Source organism: Candidatus Nitronereus thalassa (genome assembly GCF_032191465.1).
Classification (GTDB): Bacteria; Nitrospirota; Nitrospiria; order Nitrospirales; family UBA8639; genus Nitronereus; species Nitronereus thalassa.
On sequence record NZ_JAQOUE010000002.1, the window covers coordinates 213,193 to 228,212 of the forward strand.

General features: G+C 47.6%; 12 protein-coding genes. 11 read left to right on the forward strand and 1 reads right to left on the reverse strand.

The window, feature by feature from the left end:
- Positions 1 to 245: 245 nt before the first annotated feature.
- On the reverse strand, positions 246 to 2,948 hold the full coding sequence (gene secA, locus PPG34_RS16290) for a preprotein translocase subunit SecA (RefSeq protein WP_313834497.1): 2,703 nt from the start codon (positions 2,946 to 2,948) through the stop codon (positions 246 to 248).
- 335 nt (positions 2,949 to 3,283) lie between these two features.
- On the opposite strand from secA, the gene PPG34_RS16295 reads away from it, so the two are divergent.
- The 11 genes from PPG34_RS16295 (at position 3,284) to PPG34_RS16345 (ending at position 15,019) form a co-directional block, all read left to right on the forward strand.
- Positions 3,284 to 3,880 (forward strand): energy transducer TonB, encoded by a 597-nt coding sequence (locus PPG34_RS16295; protein ID WP_313834498.1) that lies wholly within the window; start codon positions 3,284 to 3,286, stop codon positions 3,878 to 3,880.
- A 36-nt stretch (positions 3,881 to 3,916) separates the two neighbouring features.
- Positions 3,917 to 4,975, forward strand: a complete 1,059-nt coding sequence (locus PPG34_RS16300; protein ID WP_313834499.1) for a tetratricopeptide repeat protein — start codon at positions 3,917 to 3,919, stop codon at positions 4,973 to 4,975.
- Positions 4,972 to 5,913, forward strand: a complete 942-nt coding sequence (locus tag PPG34_RS16305) for an energy transducer TonB (protein WP_313834500.1) — start codon at positions 4,972 to 4,974, stop codon at positions 5,911 to 5,913. Before PPG34_RS16300 ends, PPG34_RS16305 begins: the two co-directional genes overlap by 4 nt.
- A 28-nt stretch (positions 5,914 to 5,941) precedes the next feature.
- Positions 5,942 to 6,583 carry a MotA/TolQ/ExbB proton channel family protein gene (locus PPG34_RS16310; RefSeq protein WP_313834501.1) on the forward strand — a complete coding sequence of 214 codons (642 nt, stop codon included), beginning with the start codon at positions 5,942 to 5,944 and terminating at the stop codon, positions 6,581 to 6,583.
- Between the two features lie 10 nt (positions 6,584 to 6,593).
- The gene (locus tag PPG34_RS16315) at positions 6,594 to 6,947 is read left to right on the forward strand and encodes an ExbD/TolR family protein (RefSeq protein ID WP_313834502.1); all 354 of its coding nucleotides are present in this window, start codon (positions 6,594 to 6,596) and stop codon (positions 6,945 to 6,947) included.
- Positions 6,948 to 7,418: 471 nt separating this feature from the next.
- Positions 7,419 to 7,622, forward strand: a complete 204-nt coding sequence (locus PPG34_RS16320) for a helix-turn-helix domain-containing protein (protein WP_313834503.1) — start codon at positions 7,419 to 7,421, stop codon at positions 7,620 to 7,622.
- Positions 7,623 to 8,463: 841 nt separating this feature from the next.
- Entirely contained in the window at positions 8,464 to 8,997 is a 534-nt protein-coding gene (locus tag PPG34_RS16325; RefSeq protein WP_313834504.1) for a hypothetical protein, read from the forward strand.
- Between the two features lie 566 nt (positions 8,998 to 9,563).
- Entirely contained in the window at positions 9,564 to 10,670 is a 1,107-nt protein-coding gene (locus PPG34_RS16330; protein ID WP_313834505.1) for a sialidase family protein, read from the forward strand.
- Between the two features lie 6 nt (positions 10,671 to 10,676).
- Positions 10,677 to 11,234 carry a TlpA family protein disulfide reductase gene (locus PPG34_RS16335; RefSeq protein ID WP_313834506.1) on the forward strand — a complete coding sequence of 186 codons (558 nt, stop codon included), beginning with the start codon at positions 10,677 to 10,679 and terminating at the stop codon, positions 11,232 to 11,234.
- Positions 11,235 to 11,923: 689 nt separating this feature from the next.
- On the forward strand, positions 11,924 to 14,089 hold the full coding sequence (locus tag PPG34_RS16340; RefSeq protein WP_313834507.1) for a TonB-dependent receptor family protein: 2,166 nt from the start codon (positions 11,924 to 11,926) through the stop codon (positions 14,087 to 14,089).
- A gap of 333 nt (positions 14,090 to 14,422) precedes the next feature.
- Positions 14,423 to 15,019 carry a c-type cytochrome gene (locus tag PPG34_RS16345; RefSeq protein ID WP_313834508.1) on the forward strand — a complete coding sequence of 199 codons (597 nt, stop codon included), beginning with the start codon at positions 14,423 to 14,425 and terminating at the stop codon, positions 15,017 to 15,019.
- The last annotated feature ends 1 nt before the right edge of the window (position 15,020 follow it).

Below are 15,020 nucleotides of genomic sequence, written 5' to 3' on the forward strand. Positions count from 1 at the left end.
CAGACATTCGCACCGACCAAAGAAAGGAAGAGTTTTTAAATTGAGGAAAATTGGAGTCAGGAGGTAGGTCAACTCAGCCGGAGGGAATCCCAGAAGTGAGTGAGTGTTTCTTTACTAACGGGACTATCCGACTGACAAGGCTGAAATACAATCGTAATTATTCTAGCCCGAAAATGGGGTTGAAAGGAATCCATATCTGAATTCAAATAAATGTGAAATCACCAAATGGTTCTCAAGTATTTTTCTTACGCGCCATGGCATTTTTTATATTTCTTACCGCTACCGCAAGGGCAGGGGTCATTGCGGCCAACTTTATCTTCGGCTCGGTGTACGGTTTTAGGAGCGGCAGCTTCCCCACGATTGAAGCTCATCTGTCTGGGTTGGTCCACTTCTTTGACTTCTTGAGGTTTCTCGCCCTGTACGACCTGGACTTTGAATAAACGCTCCAAGGCATCGGACTTAATCAAGTCCATCATCCCCGAAAACATGTCATAGCCCTCCCGCTTATATTCCGCGAGAGGGTCTTTTTGACCATAGCCACGAAGACCGATCCCATCGCGCAATTGATCCATGCCTAATAAATGTTCTTTCCAATGATGATCGATCACCTGCAGAACGAGTGCTCGTTCAAGCTGATGGCGCACCTCAGGACCAATATGCTGGTCGCGCTCCTTTTGTCTTTGTTCAAACAGGGCCCGCATTCGCTCCAGCAGTTCCTCCCGAAGACCATCACGTCCCATGTCCTTCATCTCATCTACTGTGATAAGTTCGGCGCCACATTGTCCATGCACAACGTCCCGCAGGCCCTCCAGATTCCATGCTTCGGCGTACTCCTCTTCAGGACAATGCGTCGCAAGGAGCGAGTCCACAACATCTTCCATCCAATCGCGAACATCTTCCTCTAAGGAAGACCCAGATAACACAGCCCCTCGATGAGCATAGATGATCTCTCGTTGCTTATTCATGACATCATCATACTCCAGAAGCTGCTTACGAATTTCGAAATTGTGGGCCTCCACCTTCTTTTGTGCATTTTCAATGGATTTGGTCACCATCCCATGTTCAATAGGCACCCCTTCTTCCATGCCCAATTTAAGCATGAGATTGGAGACACGCTCCGAGGCAAAAATCCGCATTAAATCATCTTGGAGGGAGAGAAAGAATCGTGTGGACCCCGGGTCCCCTTGCCGCCCCGCCCGTCCACGCAGCTGATTATCGATCCGACGGCTCTCGTGACGTTCGGTTCCAACAATGTGCAGGCCACCAAGCGTTAAAACCTCTTCTTTTTCCTTTTCGCATTGCACTTTTATTTTTTCAAAGGCCGCTTGTTTTTGTTCATCCGTGAGATCTTCTCCGCGATACACGACCTGTTGTTTATATAAGGCTTCGGGGCTGCCCCCCAGCACAATATCCGTCCCACGACCTGCCATATTCGTCGCCAACGTCACCGCGCCCTTTTGACCGGCAAGGGCAATAATCTCGGCTTCTTTCTCATGGAATTTGGCATTCAACACATGATGTTTTACGCCCTGGTGTTTCAACATGGCAGAGAGCCGCTCGGACTTTTCGATGGAAATAGTCCCGACTAACACGGGCTGCCCACGTTCGTGATATTCTTTGATTTCCTCGGCAATCGCCGTGAATTTTTCTTTTTCCGTACGATAGACCACATCGGGATGATCGATCCGAATCATCGGACGATTGGTAGGAATGACGTTCACATCCAGATTGTAGATTTTGGCGAACTCCGCGGCTTCGGTATCAGCCGTCCCTGTCATGCCGGCGAGTTTTTCATACATGCGAAAAAAGTTTTGAAAGGTGACCGACGCCAAGGTTTGATTTTCATTGGCAATCTTTACCCCTTCCTTGGCCTCGACCGCTTGGTGCAAGCCATCTCCCCACCGACGCCCGGGCATGAGCCTCCCAGTGAATTCATCGACAATCTGGACTTCCCCATCTTTGACGACATAATCCACGTCCCGCTTATAAATCGCATGGGCTGATAAGGCTTTCACTACATGGTGAACCAGATTGAGATTCCGCATGTCGTAGAGGTTATCCACGCCCAAAAGTTTTTCCACCTTAGCGTTGCCTTCTTCAGTCAACGTGGCGGTCTTGGATTTTTCTTCGATGGTATAGTCTTCTTCTGGCTTTAATTGGGGAATGATCCGATTGATTTGGTTATACAAATCCGTATTCTGCTCAGTCGGACCTGAAATAATCAGCGGTGTTCGGGCTTCATCAATCAGAATGCTATCGACTTCGTCGACAATGGCATAGTGCAATTCTCGTTGGACACGCTGCCGAAGGTCCGTCACCACCAAATTGTCGCGTAGGTAATCGAATCCAAATTCATTGTTGGTGCCATAGGTAATATCCGCCCGATATGCCTCCGGACGGGTACAGGGACGCAAATTATTCAGCCGCTTGTCAGCAGCTTCGTAATGGGGGTCATATAAAAATGAGGATTCGTGTTGAATCACGCCGACAGAGCATCCGAGGGAATGATACACCGCACCCATCCATTGGGCATCGCGTTTGGCCAAGTAATCATTGACCGTTACGAGATGCACACCCTTTCCGGTGAGCGAATTGAGATACACCGGCAGGGTCGCCATCAAGGTTTTCCCTTCACCGGTTTTCATTTCCGAAATTTTCCCCTGATTGAGAACCATGCCACCTAAAAGCTGCACATCAAAATGGCGCATGCCTAAAATTCGACGGGAAGCCTCACGACACACGGCAAAGGCTTCGGGCAAAATGTCGTCTACGGTTTCTCCAGCTTCAATGCGCTTTTTAAAGGTTTGGGTTTTATCGGCCAAGGCTTCCAGGGAGAGATTCTGGAGAGGGGGTTCCATTTCATTGATCTGAGCCACAAGAGGCTGCAAGGCCTTGAGCTCACGATCATTTTTGCTACCAAAGATCAGGTTCAGGAGGCGGACAAACATAGATTTTCCACGGGGTTCAGTTTAGAAATGAGAAATTAGGAACATGTCTCGTGCATATCGTCTCAGAGTAGTATACCTGAATGGATTCTGGAATCAACCGGTGGAAAGGTATGGCAAGAGTCATATTTTCGCAAGAATTCTGGATGATCCTGTCACATCAGTAGGCGTTGATGGGTTTATCAATCTATCCAGATTATGCTAGTGTTTAAAGGTTTTGAGGTCTAGGCCTTTCCATTGAACATGTCAAGATAACAGACGCTATCCTTAGAACACGACCAATTTCCATATTTTGAACAGCCAAGAGGCTTTTGGTTCCCGAGGCAGTCTATAGTAATATGATATATCCAAATTTTTGGCGGCTTTCTCAAACTGTTACAACCCTATGTTTCACATTAACCACCTTCGTCTTCGGCACTCCAGAAGTGCGGGGAGAAGACTACCCCGAGGAACCAGTGGCCATACTCGATACCATCGAAGTTCCAGCCACGTTTGTCATCCAAGAGGAACGAAAAATTTCGATCCCGCTTCCTGAAATGAACGACTTTACTCCCCTACCTATAGGACCTTTGGTGCAGGCGAGCCTGCCCCCCCCATCCACGGCGACTATGGATTCGGTCAAAGTGACTCGAGATCCCATTGCAGATATTAAAGGAAAACGAACCCCAGTCCGGCCAGCCAAGGCTGAACGCCCACCCTATCCACAATTCGCCCGGGAACAAGGTTGGGAAGGCACCGTGATACTGAGAATTCGAGTTAACCAACAAGGTTTGGTAGATTCTGTGCAAACTCAAAAAAGTTCTGGATTTCCGATTCTTGATGTCAGTGCTTTGCAATCCGTCAAATCCTGGAGGTTCGAACCTGCCAAGGACGGAGAATTTCTTCTCGCGGCCACCGTTGATCTTCCCATTCGCTTTGACCTTGATGAACCGTAACCCGTATTTTTCAATGACTCCATCACCTGAGGAATTATGAGCCCACGATTACTTGTTTTTGACACTATTCGTATCGGTGTGTTTTCCCTCCTGCTCAGCCTTGGCAGTCCACTCCAATGCTGGGCTGATCAGGCACAGGATTTGTACAATCAAGCCTTGTCTCATGTTCAACGGCAAGACTTTTCACAAGCCTCCCAAACCTTGCAACAAGCCCTCCAGGTTTTTCCTCGATTCGCCGCTGCCCACCATTTGTTGGGCGTCGTGCTGTTTAATGGATTGCATCAACCAGAAAAGGCGATTCAGCATTTAGAACATGCAGTAAACCTGCACCCAAATTTTGCCCGCGCCTACCTCGACCTTGGTTTGGTGTATCAACATGCCGGCAATATGCCGAAAGCCAAGCAGGCCTTAGAAAAAGCCATGGAGATCTATCCCCGCTATGCCGAGGCCCAACTCAATTTGGCGTTCGTGTTTGACCAAATGCATTCAACGGAAAAAGCCATTGAGGCCTATTTGGCCGCCCTGAAGCTGAACCCCAACCATCCCACGGCACTGTATAACCTGGCCACGTTGTATGATAGCCAAGGACATCCTGATCAGGCCAAACAATATTTGGAAAAATTGACCAAAATTGATCCAAACCATGCCAATGCCTGGTTAATACTTGCCCAATTGGCCGAAAAACAGAATCAAACGAACCAGGCCATTCAATCATACAAACGGGCCCTGCAGATCGATAATAATTTACTGGAAGCGCATTACGCCTTGGGATTTCTGTTGCAAGCCAAAGAACAATCACAACAAGCTGCGGAACATTTTCAACAAGTCATCCGCCTTAATCCCAAACATGCTGAAGCCCACTTAAACCTTGGGGTTCTTTATGCAAATCTCAACAAACTCGACCAAGCCGAGCAGGAATATCAATCCGCGATTTCGCTGAACCCTCAACTCGTGGAAGCCTACTATAACCTCGGAGTTTTTTATGAGTTTTATCGGAAAGATACAGGGCGAGCATTGGCACAATACAAAAAATACGCTGAGCTTGGTGGAAAAGACGAACGGGTGGGCAACCTACTGAAAAAAACCGGTCAATGAGTTTTGCCTTTGCCGCCACGGCCCCCATGAAATCGCTCTCTTCCGAACCACCATTTTTGCCCTTTTGGGCATGGTCGGGACTGCTCCATCTTGGAATCCTCGCTCTATTAAGCTTGACGCAAGTCACAAGCCAACTCGAAAAGACACCGTCCGTGGTAAAGGTCACCTTAATTGAAGCCGCCACTCCCAGCACCGCCCCTTCAACAACCCAGAAAACAAAAAATAAGGAAGCAACGCCTCAGCCACCGGCCATGTTGAAGGCGCAACGCTCGGTTTTACCAACTCCACCGCCGCCCCCAAAGGTTGCCAAACCTCTTACGACGCCAACGGCTCCTCTTACCATGGCTCAAGTCGCTGTCCCTCAGAATTCTCGGGAACGCGCCCAGCCGATAGAACGATCTCCGCTACGAGATTCCCGTGCGGATAACCAGGTGGAATTTAAAAACTTTTTAAAAGTAACTCAACGAATGCCAGTATCGCGCTCTTATTCCCTACCCACCACACCTGAACTCAATCCCTCCACTTCTGCCACGCAGATTCCAACCCACATCCCTTCTCCTCACATTGAGGCCATAACCACAAGAGACAGTCCGGAGTCCATTCGATCGGTCACACCAAATGTTCTCAAGGCCATGGCACCAGGCGTTGGCACTATTGGCAAATCAAAGGTGGGTTTGGGACGCACCCTTCCCCCTGTCTATCCTCGGATTGCCCGAGAAGCCGGCTGGGAGGGCACCGTGGTTGTGCGCGTCGCTGTTCAACCAGATGGCCATCCCGAGAAGATAGAAATTCGTAAAAGCAGTGGATACCCAGTGCTCGATGAAGCTGCGGTAGAAGCCGTCAAAAAATGGCAATTCTCCCCGGCCAAAGATGGCAATATCCCCATTCGCAGCATTGTGGAAATCCCCATCAATTTCGACTTGAGAAAACAAGGTTAATCAACATATTCACCAAGGATACACGCCAATGATACAAATGTTTATGGCCGGCGGATGGATGATGATCCCTATTGTCATCAGCTCGCTCGTGGCCGTCGCCATCGTCTTAGAACGAGGATGGTGGTTTTACCACATGCCACCCAACGACCATGCCGATCGTCTGATCAACCTTGTGACCCAAGGGAAGTTGACCGATGCCCTTGCCTTCAATGATCGCGAGCCACATTTCATGCTCCGCGTTTTAAAAGCTGGACTTCAAGCCAGAACCGCCGCTCCGGAAAAAGCCATGGAGGCGGCAGCCATTGCTGAACTCTCCCGAATGAAACGCGGGATGCCAGCTCTGGATACGATCATTACCCTCGCCCCCCTTCTCGGACTTCTAGGAACGATTATTGGAATGATCGATTCATTTGGAGTAATGGCAGATCAAGGGATAGGCCAACCTCATGCCGTAACCGGAGGAGTGGCCGAAGCCTTAATTTGCACCGCAGCAGGCATTTTTGTCGCCGTGATTGCCTTGGTCCCCTACAACTACTTTCAAGCCAGGATTGAACAATACACTGAACTTATTGAATATTACGCCACTCGCCTGGAGTCGGCATTACAAGAAACACTGGAGAAAACCCCGCGTGAGACTCCCAGCCGTCCCAAAAAAGAAAGCCCGAATTGAGATCATCCCCATGATCGACACCATGTTCTTTTTATTGGTGTTTTTCATGATCGCCACACTTTCAATGACCTTACAAAAAGGGATGCCGGTCAATCTTCCCACCGCTGGCTCAGCCACCGATGATGTACCGGAGCAGGTCTCGCTGACACTCACGAAAAAAGGGGAATTGTTCTTTAACAAAGAGCCGATCGTGATCCAGGAACTTGAATCCCGTTTACAAAGTTTGTTAGATACAAGTGAACCATCGGTCGTTATCAATGCTGACACCGCGGTTCCTCACGGACGCGTCATTGAAGTGATGGATGCGATCCGAAAAACGGGAATCTCCAATATGGCGATTGCAACAAAACCACTTTCCCCCTGACAATTACTCGATGATTCCTTTCCCCAAAACAAAAACAGCCTTAACCGCAACGGCCTCCTTGGTCGGCGGGATCTATCTTGTTTTGGTCATTGCGTCTCTATTTTGCGCAACAACCCATGCCTCAAATCATAGTCATACCAGTAACCACTCTCCTCTTTGTGCTTGGGCTTGTCAGACTAATAATTCCGAAACTTATGCTTCTGTCAATTCATCGGTACGTCCTCTCTTGTTAGCCATTTCGCTTTCTTCATTCACCTTTATTCCAACGCCATCTACCCACCGAATTCAACTCTCCTCTCGCGGTCCTCCTATGATCAATTTGTTCCCAACGTTCAAAGTCTAAGTAGGTTGTGCCCCTGGGCATCACAGAATGGTGTACCTGGGCTAATTCAACCTCCTGACATAACGGGACGTCTTGCATTGGCATCCCCATGTCAAATCATTTTTGGGAATTTTTAAGGAGAGACCATCATGACACAGCCCCTTTTACGCGTCAGTGAAGCTGCCGAAGCCTTAAATGTCAGCCGATGGACCATTTATCGATGGATTGATGAAGGACGCCTGGAGGCGACGAAAATTGGCAGAGGTAGCCTTCGAGTGTTTGGCTCATCGGTCCAGGCCTTAGTTGAAGGCAATCGCAAAGAACGGATGTGGCTGGAACCAACAACCGTATAAAATTTTTCGCAAATTGTTGCACCGGCAAGTAACTGTTTGTAGACAGCCTTGCCTTAAAGGCTTACATTTTAGGCCTATGATTTCCGGGAAAAATCAGAAAATACTTGGGGTTGGGTTAGCGTTTTGCTTTTTCTTCGTGAGCAGTCTGCTGACCACTGCAATCGCCAAGCACGCCACCCATGTCGGCCATGATCACAGCACCCATCAACAAACTTGGTGTGGTTGGTTGTGTGCCGCAGGAAAAGCGATTCAAACCCCATCACTTGAACCAGACCCGACCTTTTCGTTTTTAGCAAACACCGAACCTTTTCTTCTTTTGCGCACCCTAGTTCTCTTCTCCAAAGCCCCACCATCACGAGCTCCGCCCATCCCTTTTTCTAAGATTTCCCACTAATCAAAACATGAAACAACAACCAGCGTATTAGGTTGTTGAGTCAAAACCTCGTGAATGTTTTCACCCTAGGAAAATCGCTTCCTGTTTTCCAGGATGCAAGGCATCCGATCTGAGCGAATACTAGGTTGTTCTCCTAATAAAGAACTTCACGATGCTTTGAGTCATGAGGAATATCGGGTTCCCAACACACCTTGGCATGCCATTCAAAAACCGTTTTAAGGGAATAATGATATAAAAGTTTACTCGAATACATGCTTATATCCAGCCCTTCCAGCCTTTGCGCTTATTTTCTTTTTCATTGCCGCCAATACATCTTTGGCACAATCGGCATCCGAAAAAGTTTTTGCCCTACACTTGAGAACACAACCCTTCAGTTCCATCATGTGTAGAAAAATTCGACCAGACGAAAACATCCAGGTCAGAATCGCTCGCCACCGAGATTTGGTTTTGCGAAAAGTGACAAACCAATTTATTCCCCCTCAATTTGAGGATGCTCGAAAAAAATCCTATGTACATGAACTGACTCTTCAAGATTTAACCAATGGAGTCATTCACAAAGGAGCTATTGCCTTTAACACCAACCATGCGGTCATTTTTTCTGATTCCCACCCTCGAGGGATTTCCCGTGAGGAATTCCTGTCCCAATTACCTCCGGGAATACGTTCCATTGCCCAGCAAGCACTGGACACATTCCTCCGATTGCACCCTATTTTGAATGCCGCGGTTGATGGATGTCGTCCCTATCCCAGTCAAGTCACTTATGGCACAGATGATGAATTCGATAAAATTGAAATGGGCAGAATAACCTATCGTGATCTGGCGAATCAGTTTAACAATACGCCTAATCCTTCCAGCCCCCTGATTAGACACACAAACGGAAAATCTGGTGGGTACTACGATCCTCGGACCGAAGGCAAACAAGTCAGTTATCATGCCATCAACCCGCTAAATTTCTTCGAAGCCGGATCAGTAAATCCATGATTTCACCTTCACCAAAGATTTTATATCTTTTGATTGGCCTGGATAGATAATTGGAAAAAACAAAGTCCTACGCATTAAGCGACGGTTTACCCAAGTGAATCGGAATCTTGTTCTACCAAAATTTTTGTTTCCAAGGTTTAGGCTCTCCTCCTGACCTTGGATTTGGGAGTGGGAAAGCTCGATTGTTGCAACCTCCCGAGCTTTCCCCCTACCCCCCATTAATTTGCAAACTTGCCATTTCGGTCTGCTTCAAGAGCAGGAAGGATTTTATAAATAAAACTGTTGCAAGGGGTAGCATCTGTTGGCAAGCTCCCGTAGACAGTCCAAAACCACAATCTCTATTTTATGTTGGTAGAGTCTTTGGAATACCGGTTGTTCATCCTACAAAATAGAGTGAGTATATGATCCTGCTCTCAAAAACATTCCTATTGTTCCTTGTACCTTGGTTGATCGTTAATCTCATTTCACCGTCCCCTGGCCTGTCATCGTCTCCCCAAATTCCTGGCCTGGAGTTTGGCATACCATTGAATCTTAATCATGGCTCCAAACGTATATCTGGACCGGCATTGAAAATTGACAACCAAGGAACACTACATCTGGCATGGTTTGAAGCAGGGAAAGCTCGCAACGAAATTTTTTACGCAACAGCGCCCCATCAAGCCATGGGCGTTACTCTGCCCATTCATGTCAACAAAGACGGGGATCCCGTATCTTCACTCCATCAACCTCCTGCTCTCGCATTGGGACCAGATCAATCGGTGTATATCACCTGGTCAACACCCCATCCCCAAGGAAAAAGCAATCCATTTGCGAGCCTTCTAAAGGCAAGTCGCTGGGCCCCTGCCATAGGCACGTTTACCCCTCCAGTCACCGTAAATGATGATGCAGCCCCAACCAGTCATAGCTTTGACAATCTCTGTGTCAGCCCATCAGGCACGCTTCATGTGTCTTGGATCGACGAACGGCTGGGGCATGGACAACCCAAAACGATGACCACACGATCGGACACGAAGGGATTGAGTTTTAAAAAAAACCTCGCACTGGAGGGAATGACCTGTGTCTGTTGTCGAACCGCAATGACCACAGCTCCAGACGGGACAATTTATGTTTCCTGGCGACAGACTCTTGAGGGCAACGTGAGAGAAACCGTGGTGGCTCGTTCAACGGATAACGGGCGTTCCTATTCATCGCCCGTTATCGTGGGTCACGACCAATGGGTTTTTCCTGCATGTCCGCATCGACCATCCTCGATAGGGGTCGACGGTCAAGGAAGACTGTATGTGGTTTGGTATACCGAAGGCCCTGATGAAACACCGGGGATCTATTTCGCAATGTCTGACAATCAAGGACAAACCTTTTCACCACGTCGTATGCTTAATCGTTCAAAAGGCACTTTTCCGGATAAGCCACATATGGCCGTAGATCCACAAGGACGAATCCTCGTGGTGTGGGAAGAACTCTCGCCGGTTCGACATGAGGTATTTCTGAGTTATTCGGAAGATCGAGGAAACACGTTCACGACCCCTCAACGCCTGAATCAAGCCAAAGGAGAGGGGCCAGTCGTCAGCCTCAATACTCGAGGCCAAGGGAGCATTGCTTGGAACGAACATGCCTTTCCCAATAATGTGTTGATTGTACAACCCGTCACGATATCGACCCCTCACTCACACTAAACCGTAATGCTCCAGGTCATCGTTTTCCTCCTCTTCGGGTTGCCCATACCACTCCTACCCCATACGGTCTCCGGGCATTCGGTTTGGGCAAATGATACGTTGTCTTCCCTACAAATAGTTCCCCCCATTCCTCCAGCCCAAGCCCCGCACTTCCGCATTGTAACCCTTGAGGGAATACCCGTGGATTCTCAGCAACTGTTGGGGAAAGTCGTCCTTTTAAATTTTTGGGCAACCTGGTGTGGACCGTGCAAAGAAGAAATGCCTGCTCTAAATCGACTGCAAGAACATTTCCCGCGAGACAAGTTTAAAATTCTGGCTGTCACTACAGATATTCAGCCCAAGGCCATTCAGGCCTTTTGGAACCTCCTTCACTTGAACATGGAAGTTCTGCTCGATGAAACCCAAGAAGTGTCTCAACAATTTTTTGTTCGGGGATTACCCACGACCATCTTGATTGGAAGCGATGGAACCATTCTTGGCCGGGCTATGGGCCCGCGAGACTGGGACAGCCAGGACGCCATCGCGTTTATCCGAACTTTGGTAAACCCTGAGTCCATTGAATGAATTTTGAATCCGGAAAAGATTTGCTAATCGTCGAAAAACCTAATTTTTATGGAGGCATAGATCAGGACTAAACAGAATCAGTGAGGAACTGCGAAACTGAGAGACTCTTGCTTCACGTAATTTACACAAATCTCCAAGCATGCGCCCTTACGTTAATTAGGTTCAGCATGGACTCTTATTCAATGATGCGTATACCTAGTAAGACCGTGATGACACCTCGTATGAAATTTTTGGTGCGACATTTCACGCTGTTTTTGGTCATTCTCTATCTTGGGCTCGCCAGCGTTTCAACTTATTGTACGGTCAACCATTTCAACCCACATGCAGCTTCACACCAACATAAAAATACATCTCATTCCCACTCACCGTTATGTTTTTGGGCCTGTCAGGTAAGCGCACAGCCTTCAAACACCCAGCCTGCCTCGCCTCAACTCCTGCTGGTCCTCTTCATAGTCGGTGTTTTGGTTGCCCCTTTTCTCTTTTACCCAATCTTGTCACCCAACTTTTTTAGGGCTCGCCCGCCTCCCTTAGATTTTTAGTTTTCATTCAATCGTTTTTCTTCAACAGCATTGCTTCCTAGGCAATCTTTGGCTGCACCCAAGATTTGCGTCTCCATAAGAAAGGAACTTTCTATGTACCAGGGCCTACCTTGCACTCATTTCAAATTTTATCGGTCTATGATCGTTATCATGTGGTTTTCCCTATTTGGACTTTCTCCAACATTTGCTGATACCCCTCCAACGACTATCACCGACACTGACATTGAAACTCTTCCCACATATTTAGTAGAGGGCAAAAAAATCGAAAATATTGACATCATCAAAGAAGAACTTTCGCGTCGGCCTGCGAGCACGGCGTTGATTGAAGAAAAAGAGATTAAACAATCACGCGGTTTGAACTTGAATGATGTGTTGCAGTTCGTTCCGGGAGTCCGGTTTCAATCCCGCTTTGGTGCAGACGAGGGCCAATTTCAAATTCGAGGCACTTCCCTACGGAACAATTTTCATCATCGAGGAATTACGATCTTAATCAACGGTATTCCGTTCGGAGATGCCGATGGATTTTCCGACTTTGAATCTATCGAATTGCTGGCCTATGAACGAATCGAAGTGTACAAAGGAACCAATGCCTTAAGGTATGGCGCCAACACCATTGGTGGAGCCATCAATTTCGTGCCACGGACGGGATATAATGCTTCGATGTTGCAAGTGCGTGCCCAAGGTGGAAGCTTTGGGTTGTATATGGGCCAAGTTTCTAGTGGCCGTGTTTCCAAACCTATGAAGCTTGGCTTCATGGATGTCATTGCCGACTACTATATTAGCGTCTCCGGAAATCATCAGGACGGCTTCCAGGATCACAGCCAACAAGACCGGCAGCGGCTCAATGCAAATTTCGGATTTAAGCTTGGCACCCACCAAGAAATTCGGGCATATCTCTTAGGCGGCAACGTGGCTGAACGGATTCCTGGTTCCCTCACACTGGGACAAATGGAGGCCAATCCTCAACAGTCCAGTTCTTTGGGTGGAATCAGCCTGTTTGCTTGTGTCCCCAACCAGGTCTGTAACTATGGGCGATTTTACAACCTGTGGCGAGCAGGTGTGGCTTATCGAAATGAATTTTCTCCTCAACAATTTATCGAAATCATACCTTTTTATTCTTATCAATACCTCGATCACCCGATTTTTCAAACGATCGTTCAGGATAATCATAACGTCGGTGCGGAACTTCGGTATCATAATTCGAAGCCGCTCTTTGGGCATGACAATGCATTTCTTATCGGACATCAGCCTCGTTACGGCGATCAACACCAACGCCGATTCAGCAATGTTCTTGGCAATCGCGGGCCACAGACGCAGAACTTGAATACCAGAACCACCAATTTTGGAACCTACATTGAAAACCAATTTAACATATCAGATGGGTTGGTCCTGATTATTGGGGGGAGATGGGATTATAGTGTTCGGCAAGCCCGCAACGAATTAATCAGTCCATTTTCCGGGCTCGTGACGAGTAGCAGAAGTGACCTTCGACAATTCAATGCGATTACGCCAAAGGCGGGGGTTGTCTATCACACGTCGTCGACTTCTCAAATTTTTGGAAATATCAGCCGTGGCTACGAACCGCCTCTCAATTTAGAGTTGACCTCAGCAATAAATCCAGATGGCTCGACACCGACATCAGCGTTTCTTTCCTTGGACGCTCAGCGTGCCTGGCAATTCGAAATCGGTACGCGGGGCACAACCGCTAACCAGCGATTTTCGTGGGACTTCACGGTGTATAATTTAGAAATGGAAAAGGAAATTTTGGCTTCTGTTATTGGAGGCACGAGCACCTTTCAAAATGCGAATGGGACTCGTCATACCGGCATTGAGGCAGGCGGAAGCCTTCTTGTCCTCACAGGCCTCCTGGCCCCTGGCACACCAGCCCAACAGGATCGACTGATTGTTCGGACCGCTTATACATGGTCGTTGTTTCAATTTACCGATGATGTGTTTGGAGGGAGTACGCTTATTGCGGCTGATGGGAATCGCGTCCCTGGCGCTCCGGAACATAATCTGGCTGGAGAATTACGTTATGATCACCCAAGTGGATTCTGGATTGCCCCGAATTTTGAATGGTCAATCAAAGGATTCCATGTGGATAATCTCAATACCGTGAAAAATCCAGCCTATTTTGTTGTCCACATGAAAGGTGGATATAATATCCGCAAAAATCTCGTAATTTTTGCCGAAGGCCGGAATCTGACGAATCAAACTTATGCCGGGGCAGTAGTGGTGAACGATAATATGGGAAGATTCTTTAATCCGGCTCCAGGAATCAGTGGATTTGCGGGAATGGAATGGACGTTTAATTAGCAAGAAAGCACCGATTATCTATGGGGGAATAGATACTATTTATTATTTTCGGAATGACTCTCCTGATGGCATCGTAAGAAAAATAATATTCCCTTCTGGGAAGGGTTAAAAACATACATCGAGGACGGATTTTTTACCAAAAGAAGCCGTCCTCGTCCAACCACAATTCACCGTTCATTTTGAACTTCCTACCAAATTTCTTTCATCTGGAAATACCAGACGTCATAATGGAAGCAACAAATTCAGCTGAATTCTAGCTTTCGAATGGGAAAGGGTGCATAATAAAAAGTATTGTAGCCTTTATCCACATCATGGACTGCAGTTGACTAAAAAATGAAAAAACTTCTTGGCATTGGAGCGGTTGCAGTCTTGGGTTTGATCTTAGTTGTGACTTGGCTGTTACCCGGAGCCTTTAGCGCGAAGGGGAAACCGCCGGAATGGGAAGTCACCATGGCCCGTTTTGCACGCCACCTGGCAACACCAAGTCAATGGCGAGATGCGAAAAACCCTGTAGAAGCTTCCGCGGAAAACTTAGAAGAGGCACTTCACCATTTTGCCGATCACTGTGCGTCCTGCCATGCGAATGATGGAAGCGGGAAGACCGAAATGGGGCCAAATTTTTATCCGCCCGTCCCTGATCTCCGCACAGAACCCATTCAATCGATGTCGGATGGAGAATTATTTTATGTGATTCACTTTGGTGTGCGGTTTACCGGCATGCCGGCTTGGGGAAGTGGGGATCCGGAGAAAGATATGGGAAGTTGGGCCTTGGTCCATTTCATTCGACATCTACCAAATATTACTCCAGAAGAAATTTCACAAATGAAAGAATTAAATCCGAAGACCGCACAGGAACGGGCTGAACAGGAAGCTATGGACGCCTTCTTAGCTGGTGAGGATTTTGTCCCACCATCAGAACATCATCATTAAA

Coding starts and splice junctions, on each gene's coding strand:
- PPG34_RS16295 (WP_313834498.1), top strand. CDS start 3,284: ATGATATATCCAAATTTTTGGCGGCTTTCTCAAACTGTTACAACCCTA.
- PPG34_RS16305 (WP_313834500.1), top strand. CDS start 4,972: ATGAGTTTTGCCTTTGCCGCCACGGCCCCCATGAAATCGCTCTCTTCC.
- PPG34_RS16310 (WP_313834501.1), top strand. CDS start 5,942: ATGATACAAATGTTTATGGCCGGCGGATGGATGATGATCCCTATTGTC.
- PPG34_RS16340 (WP_313834507.1), top strand. CDS start 11,924: ATGTGGTTTTCCCTATTTGGACTTTCTCCAACATTTGCTGATACCCCT.
- PPG34_RS16320 (WP_313834503.1), top strand. CDS start 7,419: ATGACACAGCCCCTTTTACGCGTCAGTGAAGCTGCCGAAGCCTTAAAT.
- PPG34_RS16345 (WP_313834508.1), top strand. CDS start 14,423: ATGAAAAAACTTCTTGGCATTGGAGCGGTTGCAGTCTTGGGTTTGATC.
- secA (WP_313834497.1), bottom strand. CDS start 2,948: ATGTTTGTCCGCCTCCTGAACCTGATCTTTGGTAGCAAAAATGATCGT.
- PPG34_RS16335 (WP_313834506.1), top strand. CDS start 10,677: ATGCTCCAGGTCATCGTTTTCCTCCTCTTCGGGTTGCCCATACCACTC.
- PPG34_RS16300 (WP_313834499.1), top strand. CDS start 3,917: ATGAGCCCACGATTACTTGTTTTTGACACTATTCGTATCGGTGTGTTT.
- PPG34_RS16315 (WP_313834502.1), top strand. CDS start 6,594: ATGATCGACACCATGTTCTTTTTATTGGTGTTTTTCATGATCGCCACA.